The following is a 13548-nucleotide window of genomic DNA, read 5'->3' on the forward strand; positions in this document are numbered from 1 at the left end:
TGCCTAGCGCCGATCATCGGCATTCAACGGGGACTGGTAACTTCGGATAGCCCAGATATCGTATATTGGCGTGTTTGAACGAATTCCTGCATGAAGCACCTCGTCGCCAGAGCATACCTCGTCGCCCCGGCTATCGGATTCCTACTGACGATTAGTCTTTTCTCCTGCCATAATCTGGACGAGAAAAATGCGCCCGTACATGATCGTGTTGTGTCTGAACACGACTACATACAGGCTTTCCTGGCGATAGACACACTACCCACGCCAAAGCGTTTAGAACAGATCCGCTTGATGCTGGAAGAATTCGACTCAGCGGAATACGCGACCAATCCGTACTACAACTACCTTCAGGGCTATATCCAACAACTCGAGAGCAGGCCCGACAGTGCATTGATCTACTACCGGAACATGAAGCTGGATGAGCGTTCGGCGCTCTTCATACTAAAGGAATATGCCATTCTGTCCAGTACAACGAACGAAGCCGTCATTGCCGATTCGGAGCTCATGGCTACCACCCTGCACTTGATCGCGAATGCTGAAAAAACGAACAACCCATTCACCTACAAGTTGTATGATCTCCTTGCCAGATTCTACTACAGAAACCAGAACGGTGAAAAGGCGGCAGCGTACACTCACCTTTACTACAAAAACCATCCGTTCAAAGACCAGATTACCGTCAGGCAGCGCTATCACGCCCTCCTGTTTATACTCGCGGTGAGAGATACAGACACCAAGGCCATGCGTGTGCACCTCGACAGCTGTCGTAAGCTGGCATTGCTGATCAACGACAGCCTCACACTCATGCGCACCTACGAGGGTGAATCGCAGCTGCAAGTACTCACCGGCCACTACACCGAGGCCGTCGATGGCTATCGAAAATATTTTCAGTATTTGAAACGGAAGGGCCTTCTCGATATTGTCGCGTTCAACAACATGGCCAAAATGGTACTGGATAATAATGAGCCCGACTCGGCAATTCATTATTTCAGGGAAGCAATACGATGGGCAAAAGAAAATGTTCCCACGGCCGACCTCTTAGGAGTTTATGGCGGACTCAATGAAACATACTGGAGCATGGGAGATTGTCGGAATGCACACATTGCCCTCGACTCCGTATTGCAGATATATGCCCGCAACACCGAAGCCATTCAGGCTACGAAAATAGAACAGATCCACACGCGCTACGAAACGGAAAAGAAGGACCAGGCCATAGCCTCTCTGCAGACTACCAATGCCCTGAACGAAAAGATCATCACCCAGCAACGGTGGATCTTTGCTGCCGCAGGCCTGCTGCTCCTCATCGGGCTGTTGTTTACGTACAACATATATCGCCGCCGCCTGCTAACCGAGAAGAATGAAAATCTTTTGCTGGAGAACAAACGCATGGCACTCGAGCAGAAAACCAGGCAGATGCAGCTCAACCCCCACTTCATCTACAACGCGATCGCTAACTTGCAGGGACTTATCGGCGGTGGGAAAAAACAGGAGGCCAACGCCTACCTGGTATCGTTCTCACAGTTGATGCGTAATATCCTGGAGCTGAACCGCCATGAGATGATCTCCTTGGAGGATGAGATCACATCCCTGAAGAACTACATTGAGCTGCAACAGATGCGCTTTGCCAATATGTTCGACTACCGCATTGATGTTCAGGACCTCGACCCCGAAGCCATCATGATCCCGCCCATGCTCCTTCAACCCTTCGTGGAAAACGCCATCGAACACGGCTTCAAGAACATTAGCTATAAAGGCCAGCTACAGATTTCCTTCCGCATGGAGGCGCAGCAATTACACATCGGTATCGGCGACAACGGTGTGGGCATCGAAGAACCCGGGAAGACGCTTTCCGGGAAGACATCGCTATCGCGGATCATCACCCAGGAGCGCCTCGATATCCTGTTTAACGCGACCCACCGGAAAGCCTGGTTTGAAACACAGCCCAATGCGGCATGGGGTGGAAAAGGAACTGAAGTGAACATCTCCATACCTGTGCCTGCGGTCTGATAACCCCAACGCCATGAAAGTTTATATTCTCGAAGACGAAGTAAATATCCGCGAATACATCCTGTCGCTGGCAGGGGATATACCCTATCTGCAGGTAGTGGGCTATGCCGCCGAGATAGCCACAGCACAGAAAGAGATCCTGCAGCTGAAACCCGACCTCATCCTGGCCGACATCGAGCTGAAAGACGGTACCTGCTTCACCCTCTTCAATACCATAAAAACAGACGCCCACATTATCTTTATCACCGCCTACAACCAGTACGCCATCGATGCCCTTAACCTCGGGGCATTCGCGTATTTACTGAAGCCGGTCGACACTGCCGCCTTTAACAACACGATAGACAGATGCTACAAAAAAATAGAAGCCTATCGTTTTACAAAACAACAACTGGAAATCACCGATAGCCACTACCAGAAAAAAGATACGCCACGGAGAATCGTCCTCAAAAACTTCGACTTCATCCAGATCGTCGCCATGGAAGACATCGTCTACTGCCAAAGCGACAAAGGATACACGACCTTCCACCTCCGGGACAGCAGCAAGATCATCATGTCCAAAGTTCTGAAGGAATATGAAGCCCTTCTCCCCGAAGACACCTTCATTCGCTGCCACCAATCCTACATGGTAAACGTCAACTACATCAGCCGCTATTACAAAGAAGGCGAGCTCCTCCTCACAAACACCCACAAAATCCCTGTCTCGGGTCGTAAAAAATCCATCGTTATAGACTACATCGAAAGACTGGCCTAGAAGCGCGAACAGAAAGTAGCAGAATGTGAGAAGGGGAGGAGACAAAATGACTCCCTTTTCTCAGCGCATATCCCGTCGCACCCCGCGAATATCAACCCACCCCCCGCGGATATCAATCTCCTGCATTTGATCTCATTCTGTCCCCTACTTTTACTTCACAATTGCATCGGAAGTACAAAAAACTGCTGCGAGAGAACAAAATCCATTGGACATGACACGCCAGGAAGTAAAGCAGATCGTCCTAAGTCACATTGCTCGAACGTATCTACCAGGAGCTCACCGAGCAGCTGACGATGATCGACACACTGAAACTCAACCACACTCTCTGGAAAAAAAATAGCCGGCATGCATTACATACTTTACATCGCCCTGATCGGAACGCCTGTCGTGTTGATGGTCTATGGGATCACCTTATTCAATAGCCTCTCCAGAAAGCGCGCGCAAATCCAAAACGCCATCTCGTCTGTCGACGGCCTGTTCATCCAGCGTGCAGACCTGTTGCCAAACCTCATCGCCTCCGTCAAACAATATATGGTGTTTGAACGTGAGACCCTGGAGAAGATCACCGAGCTCAGGCAACCCGCCGCCACACACGCCGGCAATCCGTATCTGAGGCCTGAAGAAGGTAGCTCTATCCTGCGACAGATCATGATTCAAGCAGAGAACTACCCTGAACTGAAGGCAGGAAGTCAGTTTACCAAACTGCAATACAGCTTCCAGGAATGCGAGGAGCAGATCGCCGCGGGAAGACGCCTCCTGAGCGCGTCTATTACCGATTACAATACGAGTACGGTGGTGTTTCCGTGGAACATCGCCGCCAAGGTATTCGGCTTCAAGCCCTATCATTGGCAGTACGCCAGCGAGGCGCAACGGCAAAACGTGGATGCGCAGGACCTCTTTCGAAAATCTTAATCAGTCATTCATAAACAACTTATAAACATAAAAACTATGGGAGTCCTTGATTGGAATGTCACCGCCTATACAGTAGCAGGTACTGTTCAGGTTGAAGAACTGCACAAGCAGTATGCGGAAAAACTGGGCGCGAAGTATAAGGTGAAGCTCGAACTCAAAGGAAAGAATATGCTGCAAAGCACTCTCAAAGGCGTGGGTGAAAACAGAGTATTCATCGCGAAGAATGCCTACCACCGAACCATGGTGACGCCCGTTCACACGGACGGTATGACCACTTTCAGATTCGATGAATCTTCGGTCAGCCCGTGGCTTACTGTCCTGTCCCGACAAACAGGCCTGATCGGTAGCCTCGCCATCAGGATCATCTATGGCGACGGCAAAGATTTTTATGCAGACGTAACCGATGTGCTGCGCAGCAGCTACCCCGTAACAGAGCAAACACTCAACGTAGGCATCAGCACACTCTGGAAAGGTCAGAACAAAACCAGCCCGCTTAAATAGTAGTCTTTTTACTGTAACCATCTATACATGATCACAAAATTCGCAACACGCTCCATTCTTTCAATCGCCATCCTATGCTGCATCTCTATCTTCCTTATTGGATGCGGCGGCAGCAGCAACGGCGGCGCGGAAACAATTAAAGACGATGAACTGAAGTCATTTATGCTCGGCGGCATTTACTTCGTGCAAGGCTACGGCGGCAAGAAAGAAACCGACGAATATGTGGCACAGTATGGCACCAGCCCCGAAGAACTACATAAAGCATACACCGAGATTTTCATCCTGCCCTTCAAACGCGATGATGGCGCTGGCGCAAAACGAACGCTTGAAAACGACTGGAGTGTAAACGGTAAAGAAGACCTCATCAAACTGATCGGCGACCTCAAAGGACACACCCTCGAAAGCAGCTTCACCAAATCGTGGGACTACGCCCGCATTGTAAACGTCGTGTGCCTCGGCTATTGCGCCAGCCACTTCACCGACGCTGAAGCCAAACAGATACTGCGAGACCTCCTCCCAATAGCCCAGAAAGAATACAAAACATGGAACGAGTACTTCGCCGACTTCGCTACCGGCCGCGATAAATGGGATGCAACCCCCTCTGCAGACAAAACCGCATTCAATACATTGTCCGTAACCATTACGCAGGGAGACCACAATATTTATCAACTCATCCCACTGAACTAAGTCAAGGCAGGCCACGTAACATGAACCGCTCACATTTGATAAAAACAACATTACCATGGCTGAAGAGAAAGAAGAACCGATCAACCCGATGATGGAAGAGATGAAAAAGCAATGGGCTGCGATGGGCATCGACCCGAACCAGATGCTTTCCTATATGAACAACGCCATGGGCATGCAGCAAAACATTCAGGACCAGGTCAATCAGGCCATGGGCGGCAACCCCTTCCTGCAGAATCTGATGGGTATGGCGGGCGGTCAGGCTCCTGCCGGCGACATGCTGAATATGTTCGACGACAGTCCCGAGATAAAAGAAGACTCTGATCTTGCGCCTGCCGAACTCAAGGCTGTGCTCTGCGGAGCAAACATCGCATACGCGCATACCCAATACCTCAACACGCTCTCTACCTATCGCCCTGTCGAAGATATTCTTGAAGGCCTGGAAAATGCCTGGAGCATAAGCTCGCGCGAAGATCTACTGGGAACGCTCGACTGGCTGGACAAGAATGGCCACAAGGCATATTTCGATATCATCTGGACCAAGCTCAGTACGCTGCCAAAGGCCGAATGGCGCGCCGGTATCAAAAGTCTTGAGCTGCAGGCCATGGCCGACACCAACATCGAGCCTGAGCGCCTCATGACCTATGCTACCCACATCCTGGAAGGGTATCCCGGCCTGCTCAGCCACGGAGTTTTTGCCAAGGCAAAAACTCCTGATGTCACCGCCTGGGATCTCACCCGCGCCATTAACCTGTGCCGGTTTGGCTTCGACGTAGAGTATCTAACACGCGACGAAGCGTTGCAAAAGATCCAGAAGTTTGCACAAAAGCTGTACAGCACCTATGATTCCTGGAGGTCATTATCGGAGGGCTATGTGACAGGGTTCGCGATGTGGAGCGGCGAAGGTGACGACCTCGACGAACGGATAGCGCAGCACGGTGTTCTATTGCAGCATCCGAAAAGCCTCTGGACGAAGATCAGCTGGAAGTAACACCACGCGAGACTATTGCCATTATTATATACCGCTTATTTATTTGATGACTTTTTTTAGTAAGTACAGAAGATCAAAAACATTTTAAAGCAAATTAATAGTTAAACAAAAGTTTATGAATCTTTTATTTTTAATTCTGGTAGTAGCAGTAATTGCAGGTGTTATTTTTATGGTCTACATGAATAAAAAACACAGTGCTGCAAAATCAGAGATTGATTTAGACCTTGAGCGCACAAAATACGACCAATACAAGCAAGAGCTGTTAGCCACCGATTTTCCACAATTAAAGCAATGGATGAAAGGGAAAAGTATTGATGCGTTTACCTCTGCATCCGTGCCTCAGTCTACAGCTAACAAAGTTCAGGAGATGGTAACCGATGGTATCAAAAATGTAGCCTTATCAGCCGTTGGTGTAAAACTTATAAGGATAGAGACCGATTGTTTTTGGGTGTTGAGCGGAAATGATTTGTATTTCTTTAGCACAAATACCGTAGGCGAACTGGATGAGACGATTGTGTTTGATAATTTCAGAATAGAAAAAGCCCAGCTTCAATATGGTGGTATGTTGAAGTCGCAATTGGGAGCTTATTCAAAATCTTCTGAAGAGTATTTACCAAAGATACATATCATTACTTTTGATATGGATGGTAGCCCGTTATCACTTGAAATTCACGACAGGATTAATTATATAAATGACCCGACTGATATGTTGAACCTGAAAAAGCAATTAGAAAGAAGAGCGAAATATCAGGTAGTGGGCGAGAAATTTCTGGCCATTTTACAAAACAAATTTCCTGGTTTAAAAATAGCTTAGATCGAGATGGGCTTTCTTTCAAAAATTCTAAACTCATTTAAAAGTATAAGACTAAATAAAATCAATGCATTAAAAGGAGATTTATTAGATCATTTACTCATTGGCTCCATGTATGCCGAACAACAATCGGCATATTTGAATTCTTATGAAACTGGCTTAAACAAACAAGATGTTCGTCATTTAGTTGAAACCTACTGGGAGATATATAATCAAACGGATGCGATTGAAATTCTTCAAAGTTTGCACACCAGAAATCAGGATGAAAATATAGATGTGGTTTTTAGGGCCTTTGAGGATAGGGAAAACTATGTCGACATTTTGAAATCAAACTTATTCAATAAGGAAGGCGAATTTGACTATTACTTAGGCCTGTTTAGAAAGTTAAATACTGTAGTTCCTGACCTTATTGAGCAAAGTCGCATCACTAATTTCGCTCAGCTAAGAAGGATAAAAGACAGTGGTTGGAATTATGGACGAAGCGTATTTCTGGCACGCTGTTGCTATGAACTGGGTTATCTTTCAGAAAGTCAGCTACAAGAATATTTAGCTAAATCGTATGCCGGGTTAAAAAAGTATTGTAACACCTGGCAGGAATACACCACAAGCTACATTTTTGGAAGAGCCGTATGGGGTGGTGCAAATAATGATGGGATGATGCAAATTGCAGATGACTTATTAAAAAACGTTAAAAGTCCACTTCATAATAAACTTAATATTTAATAAAATAAAGAATTAGTTTCCCTCAGCAATGCTGTTCTTTTATTCAAATAGGAATGGCACCTATTTGTCGCAGTAATCCAAGCATATCTGGTTGTCCATATTCCTCTATTATTTGTTCATTCACAAGAAGATAAAAGTTTATGGCCTGAACTGCAATTACTTTTCCGGTGGCGGGAACACCTAAAAACTCACCGTTGTGCGTTCCCCTCATAGTGAATCGCGTAGCCACTTTGTCGCCTTCTGTTATCAGATCCTCAAGTGTCCATTGAATGTCTGGAAACCCACTACGCATCATAGAGATAATCATGAGATATCCTAGGGGCCTTGAAGTAGTTCAGGTTGACCAGGCACATGAAACTTTGCCACAGGGCTGATGAGTTGTTGTGCTAAATTCTCATCAGCACTATTAATGAACTGAATAAATTGTTTGAAAAATCTTTATGAGCTTCCATTTCATATTTCGTGTTTGATTTACAATGCAAAGATGATGTGCAGCTGCCGTGTCAGCCAATAAACAAGGTTAAGAAACACCCTTAAGGTAGTTTAAGGGTAAATTCTATTTCGATGATTTTTCACCGCGTATTTTGCTTAGGAATTCGGGCGTAATGCCAAGGCAGGAAGCTATTTGAGTGTTGGGTAGTCGCGATGCAAGTTTAGGATATTGTTCCAAAAAATCTGTATAGCGTTGATTGGGGTGGCTAATTAATTCGATGGATAATGTTAACCATTCCGGTTTGCCCGTCATAAGAAGGCATTACAGTGGTTTGATTACCTTTATTTTTATTTCCCCAACGGTACTGGTGGGTAAGGTACGCCAGATTTGTGGATAGTATGCCAATACCCGCTCCTACCATGACATCAGAAATCCAATGCCTGTTATTCATAACGCGCATTGCACCTACTCCGGTAGCCACTGAATAGGCTCCGATACTATACCATATGTTTTTATGACCATACTCTCTGGCCATAAAAGTTGCGGCTGCAAATGCCTGCGCGGTGTGTCCCGAAGGGAAAGATGTTAATTCTCTAGTATCAGGTCTGGGTACTGCTGTTATTCGTTTCAAAGAAAATGTTAGAATCCCTACCATCATCTCAGACTTAATTAAAATGGCGGTACGATTAGCAAAATCATTTTTACCTTTTACACCAAGCCAATTTAGGCCGTACACAATCATAATAGGAGCATGTTGTAAATAGTCATCCGCACGATGGCGGAAATTGGGTATATATTTATTTCTTTCTTCCTGAACCTCATAATTATCATCATTGTCATCGGCTAAAGTGGATAATCCTGCTGCGGTAAATAGTACGGGTGCAATAAGTGCCCGTCGAAATGCAACTGACTTTAGTGAGATGTTTTTAATAAAAAGATTCTTTTGAAACGTAGGACCATCATCTAGCGCATAGCTGGAAACCATACTGGCGGGATTATTAAATATGCCATCATACTGTTTGGTTTTTTCCACGGTAAATGTCCGAGCACTGATAACAGCCTTTTCATTATCAATAGTTGGGTCAGGTTCAATTACCACAGCGTTTGCTCTTGGCAATGTATTTGATTCCCGGTCGCCAATTTTTCCTCTTGAAGCCAGTGTGATCGACTGGGCCTTTAGAGAAATTGTAATAAACATAGTTAGAGCGAGAACAGATAAAAGTCTTTTAAGAAATAGAAACATGACGATTAGCGTGAAATTGAGTTTGTTTTAAGACAACTCAATTGCTGCGTACCCCTACTGTTACATGATTTTTCAATGGTTTAAAATTTGTTACTCACTTAGGGATGTTTAGGGGAGCAAACGATTAGTCCGGTTTCGAACTTCCGCGACCGATCCCGCACAGCACACTGACAACGAAAGGCACTTTTACTCCAAAAAACGCCTTTTATTTTGGCCTGAATTTGGTAGTCCACGGTCCAGGATTTCAATCACCTGGCCATCAGTGATCCTTGAATCTTGAATTTTTTTATATGATCAAGAACTACATCAAAATCGCCCTCCGCTCTATCTTCCGGAACAAACTCACCGCCTTCATCAACATCGCCGGTCTCGCCCTTGCCATGGCCGCCGCACTGCTCATCTACTTATTCATCGCTGACGAGAAGAGCTACGACCGTTATCATTCCAAAATAGACCGTACCTACCGCGTAACCCGCGAGTTCCTGGACAACGAGGGTGTCGTTAATGGCCAATTCTCCGCCATTGCCCCTGCGTTCGGTCCCACCCTTAAAAACGACTTCGGCCAGATCGAGGCCATGACCCGTACCCTGTCGTTAGTAGACTTCGATATGGCCGTGGAAGAAAACGGCGAACGCACCCGGACCGCCCATGAGGAAAACGTTTTCCTGGTAGAGCCCGACGTTTTCAAGATATTCGACATCCCTGTCGTCAGTGGCAATCCTGTCAAAGACCTGGAACGTCCCTTCACCGTTATGCTTTCGGAGAAAACCGCACAAAAATATTTCTCCAGCACTGACGTTGTCGGCAAACGCCTCAAAGCCATAGCGGCCCTGAAGATGGCGGCCACCGACAACTATGACCTGGAAGTAGCCGGCGTCTATAAAGATTTCCCGGCACAGTCACACTGGCACCCCGACTTCCTCGTGGCCTTCAGCACACTGAACGATAGCACCATTCTCGGCCGCGACCAACTCGAGAGCTATGGTGACAATGCTTTCGACACGTACATCCTCCTCGAGCCCGGGGCCGATCCTCAAAAACTTGAAGCCGCCATGCCGGCCTTTATCGACAAGCATCTGGGCAACTATGCCCGCGCCCACTGGGGCGCGTTGCAGGACTGGGTGGCTTCCAAAACCAACAGGCTCCACGTACAGTCCGTGGCGGATATCCACCTCCACTCGCACCTCGACGATGAGATCGAGGTGAACGGCAACATCAACAATGTCTACATGATGAGTGTCATCGGCTTGTTCATCGTCCTTATCGCTTGTTTCAATTTCATCAACCTCTCCACCGCCCGCGCCACCAAACGCGCCAAGGAAGTAGGTATGCGTAAAGTAGCCGGCGCGCTCAAAAGCCAGCTCATCAGCCAGTACCTCAGTGAGTCCGTGCTCATCGCACTGTTCGCCCTCGTATTGGCCGTAAGCCTCGTCACCGCGGCATTGCCCTGGATGAACAGTTTCACCAACAAGTCCATCAGTCTGGGCGTCACCAGTCACTGGCCTGTGTTCGCGGGCATGGTCGTGTTCGCTTGCATCGTCGGTATTCTCGCCGGCGCCTATCCCGCATTCATCATTGCCGCCTTCAGACCCGCCGCCGTGCTCAAAGGCCAGGAAGGTTTCGTAAATGGAAAAGGAGGAATACGCCGCGCGCTTGTCGTCACTCAGTTCGCCATCTCCATCGTCCTCCTCATCGCCACCGCCGTCACCTCCCAACAGTTGGGCTATCTCAACACACGCGACATCGGTTATGACAAAGACCAGATCATCACCCTGCGCGGCTACCCGGAGTTGGATGGAAACTACGATGCCTTCTACAACGAGGTCACACGCTCTCCCGCCATACGCAACATCGGCCGCTCCTCACGCCTCCCCACCAGCAGGCTGCTCGACTGGTGGGGAGGTGTGTCTGTCACGAAAGGCGACAGCCTGGTCGACACCGGTGTAGTGCCCAAGTCGTTGGCTGTAGACTACGAGTTCTTCTCCACGTACGGCATTCCGCTCCTCGCCGGCCGTTCTTTCTCACACGCCATCGCTTCAGACCATTCAGACGACTCCCCCGCCTTTGTCATCAATGAAACCGCCGCCCGCAGAGTCGGCTGGAAATCTCCAGACGAAGGAATCGGAAAGGATTTCAAATACGGCGATAAGAAAGGAAAGCTCATCGGCATCGTCAAAGATTTCAATTTCGAATCCCTCCACCAGGAGATTTTGCCCATGGTGTTCTTCCTCGGCGACGAAAGCAACCGGAACCTTTCCGTCAACATCGACGGCGCCCACTTCCAGCAAGGCATAGCCGACCTGGAAAAGAAATGGAAAGCTTTTCTCCCCCTGCATCCTTTCGAATACCAGGTCCTCAGCGATCGCTATCGCCGGCTCTATGATGACGATCAGAAACAGAGCCAGCTCTTTACCCTCTTCTCCGGCATGGCCATCTTCATAGCCTGCTTGGGGTTGTTCGGCCTCGCCACCTTCAACACCCTGCAACGCATCAAGGAAATCGGCATCCGTAAAGTGCTGGGGGCATCCGTGCCCAATATCCTGGGGCTGTTATCGAAAGAGATCATCACACTGATGCTGATAGCGAGTCTCATTGCCTGGCCCGTGGCGTGGTATGTCATGAGCCAATGGCTGAGCTCCTTCGCCTACCACGTCGATATGAATGTGCTGGTCTATGCGCTAGCCGCGATAGCGGCCGTGGTGCTAGCCCTGCTCACCGTCAGCATCCAAACCCTCAAAGCCGCACTCACCAACCCGTCCAACAGCCTGCGCTACGAATAGTCGCATGGCTGTTCTTGACAGTAGCTTTTCTTTTTGGTTGGGTCGCTCCGTAAATTCGGTGAACGACCAAATGATTTCGGACACTGTGTATTCTTAATAAGCTGAGCAACTGTTCTTAGAGGCATTCTCTTTTACTCATTGTATGTCGGAATCATTATGACCAATTCAGAATGTTTCTCCATAACAGCTTTTTTAAGTAATCTTTCTTAGCAGGCATTAAAATTTGTAGGTTAAATCTAGTGTAGGGGTGTTTTCAATAAAGCCTGAAGAAATTCCTAACTTCTTTCTCTCATCATACCGTTTGGTGAACAAATAACTCATTCCAACACCTATTGCAGCCCCCACTAGCACATCCACGAAATCGTGCTTGTTTGCTTCGATTCTTGTATATCCAACATATCCTGCCAGGAGGTAGGCAGGAATGCCAAATTCCCAACCGTATCTTTTTTGCACAAATGCAGCACTGGCAAATGCAACAGAAGTATGACCAGATGGAAAACTATTGTTGTTTTCACCATTCGGCCGCTCTTTGTTTATGGCTAGTTTTAAACCGGACGTTAATGCAATAGTGCCAGCCAGGGCTTTGGAAAATTGATACGTTCCTTTTTGACCATCTTTCCAAATGAACGTAGAACTCAAAGCCAAAGCTGGCATTGCACCAAGCAAAAAATCTCCTGCAATCTTATGGGTCTTTTGAGATGACGTTAGAGGCTGCGCCTGCCCATACGTTAGCAACGAACTCAAAAATAAAAGCGCAACTAGAGCTCTAAAACCGTACATACGTCTCTGTAAAATTGGGATGTTGGATAGCACAGGATTGGTTTACTAGCAGATCGATCTCGCTATTTGGGAATGTGGATTCCATATCCTATTGCTAATTAATCGTAAATGATGTAGTGTCGAATTCACCTAACCTAAAATATCCCAATACTTCTTCGTTAGAATCACTGACATTAGTACAGTTTCCTTTTAGCGGTACAGGGATAGTTGGAAAAGGCCCTCCTTCATCACTTCCAGATTGTTGAATCAATATGTTTAAATAGTCATAATATCGTTGTGAAATACCGTACACATTAATACCTACAGTTACTCCAGCCACATAGTCTTCATTATCGTTCTCAATATAATTTTCGTTGCCATCTGTAAATTCATCGCTAATAACTGCAAGAGACGGCAGTGGTAAATTAGACGGAGTAAATTCGCCTAAATAATAATTTTCAACATCTCCGGGGTCGTCAAAAAATACTTGAAGCTGGATTTCGGTGTCACCATCAGAACCTTCAATGGTTTGCTCAACTCGATTAATAACAGGTGCTGCAATTAAGGTTTCGGTTGCTGTATAGGAGTTGCCGTTGTAAAGGATTTTCAACGTGTACGATGCGTTTAATTCAGGAACAAAATCTGTTGCTGTGTAACTACCATTATTCTGGTCGGCAAACACAAATATTGACGCGTCGTTTTCTTTGGTTACTGTTACTAAAGCACCCGTAACAGGGACATCTGGATTGTTATCAAAAAAAGCAGTTGATTCTCTTAGATTGATGGTCTGTGTTTCTCCCAAAGTACCTTTTTGCCATTTAATGGACGCATCAACCACCAATCGTGTGCCGCCGTTTGGGACATTAACATCTATGACATCGGTACACGAGCTTAATAATCCAGTTATTACAAGGAGTACCCCTAGTTTGTTGTATATATTTATATTTTTCACTGTT

13 protein-coding genes are annotated in these 13548 nt (G+C 46.9%); 9 read left to right on the plus strand and 4 right to left on the minus strand.

The window, feature by feature from the left end; translation table 11 throughout:
• Positions 1-90 precede the first annotated feature (90 nt).
• From K7P01_RS17580 to K7P01_RS17615, 8 genes are all read left to right on the plus strand, one after another.
• Positions 91-2004 (plus strand): histidine kinase, encoded by a 1914-nt coding sequence (locus K7P01_RS17580; protein WP_267295412.1) that lies wholly within the window; start codon positions 91-93, stop codon positions 2002-2004.
• Positions 2005-2017: 13 nt separating this feature from the next.
• A complete protein-coding gene (locus tag K7P01_RS17585; RefSeq protein WP_267295414.1) occupies positions 2018-2755 on the plus strand; it encodes a LytR/AlgR family response regulator transcription factor in 738 nt (245 codons plus the stop codon).
• 345 nt (positions 2756-3100) lie between these two features.
• Complete coding sequence (locus K7P01_RS17590; protein WP_267295415.1) at positions 3101-3667, plus strand: LemA family protein; 567 nt, start codon at positions 3101-3103, stop codon at positions 3665-3667.
• A gap of 36 nt (positions 3668-3703) precedes the next feature.
• Positions 3704-4168, plus strand: a complete 465-nt coding sequence (locus tag K7P01_RS17595) for a hypothetical protein (protein ID WP_267295417.1) — start codon at positions 3704-3706, stop codon at positions 4166-4168.
• A 27-nt stretch (positions 4169-4195) separates the two neighbouring features.
• Entirely contained in the window at positions 4196-4855 is a 660-nt protein-coding gene (locus tag K7P01_RS17600; RefSeq protein WP_267295419.1) for a DUF1266 domain-containing protein, read from the plus strand.
• Positions 4856-4910: 55 nt separating this feature from the next.
• Positions 4911-5843: a DUF1266 domain-containing protein gene (locus K7P01_RS17605; protein ID WP_267295421.1), complete on the plus strand. Its 933-nt coding sequence runs from the start codon at positions 4911-4913 to the stop codon at positions 5841-5843.
• Positions 5844-5958: 115 nt separating this feature from the next.
• Positions 5959-6657, plus strand: a complete 699-nt coding sequence (locus K7P01_RS17610; protein ID WP_267295423.1) for a hypothetical protein — start codon at positions 5959-5961, stop codon at positions 6655-6657.
• A 6-nt stretch (positions 6658-6663) separates the two neighbouring features.
• Positions 6664-7377, plus strand: a complete 714-nt coding sequence (locus K7P01_RS17615; protein ID WP_267295425.1) for a DUF1266 domain-containing protein — start codon at positions 6664-6666, stop codon at positions 7375-7377.
• A 43-nt stretch (positions 7378-7420) separates the two neighbouring features.
• Here K7P01_RS17615 and K7P01_RS17620 read toward each other — a convergent pair whose 3' ends face one another.
• Complete coding sequence (locus K7P01_RS17620) at positions 7421-7684, minus strand: ester cyclase (protein ID WP_267295427.1); 264 nt, start codon at positions 7682-7684, stop codon at positions 7421-7423.
• A gap of 391 nt (positions 7685-8075) precedes the next feature.
• Positions 8076-9053, minus strand: a complete 978-nt coding sequence (locus K7P01_RS17625; protein WP_267295429.1) for a phosphatase PAP2 family protein — start codon at positions 9051-9053, stop codon at positions 8076-8078.
• Positions 9054-9343: 290 nt separating this feature from the next.
• Between K7P01_RS17625 and K7P01_RS17630 the strand changes: the two genes are divergently transcribed.
• Positions 9344-11833: an ABC transporter permease gene (locus K7P01_RS17630; protein WP_267295431.1), complete on the plus strand. Its 2490-nt coding sequence runs from the start codon at positions 9344-9346 to the stop codon at positions 11831-11833.
• Positions 11834-12049: 216 nt separating this feature from the next.
• On the opposite strand, the gene K7P01_RS17635 is transcribed toward K7P01_RS17630, so the two are convergent.
• The gene (locus tag K7P01_RS17635) at positions 12050-12646 is read right to left on the minus strand and encodes a phosphatase PAP2 family protein (RefSeq protein ID WP_267295433.1); all 597 of its coding nucleotides are present in this window, start codon (positions 12644-12646) and stop codon (positions 12050-12052) included.
• Between the two features lie 61 nt (positions 12647-12707).
• Positions 12708-13544, minus strand: coding sequence for a DUF4249 domain-containing protein (locus K7P01_RS17640; RefSeq protein ID WP_267295435.1), 837 nt, complete (start codon positions 13542-13544; stop codon positions 12708-12710).
• Positions 13545-13548: the final 4 nt, after the last annotated feature.

The sequence above is a fragment of the Parachryseolinea silvisoli genome (genome assembly GCF_021190955.1).
Classification (GTDB): domain Bacteria; phylum Bacteroidota; class Bacteroidia; order Cytophagales; family Cyclobacteriaceae; genus Ohtaekwangia; species Ohtaekwangia silvisoli.

Coding starts and splice junctions, on each gene's coding strand:
- K7P01_RS17580 (WP_267295412.1), top strand. CDS start 91: ATGAAGCACCTCGTCGCCAGAGCATACCTCGTCGCCCCGGCTATCGGA.
- K7P01_RS17585 (WP_267295414.1), top strand. CDS start 2,018: ATGAAAGTTTATATTCTCGAAGACGAAGTAAATATCCGCGAATACATC.
- K7P01_RS17590 (WP_267295415.1), top strand. CDS start 3,101: ATGCATTACATACTTTACATCGCCCTGATCGGAACGCCTGTCGTGTTG.
- K7P01_RS17595 (WP_267295417.1), top strand. CDS start 3,704: ATGGGAGTCCTTGATTGGAATGTCACCGCCTATACAGTAGCAGGTACT.
- K7P01_RS17600 (WP_267295419.1), top strand. CDS start 4,196: ATGATCACAAAATTCGCAACACGCTCCATTCTTTCAATCGCCATCCTA.
- K7P01_RS17605 (WP_267295421.1), top strand. CDS start 4,911: ATGGCTGAAGAGAAAGAAGAACCGATCAACCCGATGATGGAAGAGATG.
- K7P01_RS17610 (WP_267295423.1), top strand. CDS start 5,959: ATGAATCTTTTATTTTTAATTCTGGTAGTAGCAGTAATTGCAGGTGTT.
- K7P01_RS17615 (WP_267295425.1), top strand. CDS start 6,664: ATGGGCTTTCTTTCAAAAATTCTAAACTCATTTAAAAGTATAAGACTA.
- K7P01_RS17620 (WP_267295427.1), bottom strand. CDS start 7,684: ATGATTATCTCTATGATGCGTAGTGGGTTTCCAGACATTCAATGGACA.
- K7P01_RS17625 (WP_267295429.1), bottom strand. CDS start 9,053: ATGTTTCTATTTCTTAAAAGACTTTTATCTGTTCTCGCTCTAACTATG.
- K7P01_RS17630 (WP_267295431.1), top strand. CDS start 9,344: ATGATCAAGAACTACATCAAAATCGCCCTCCGCTCTATCTTCCGGAAC.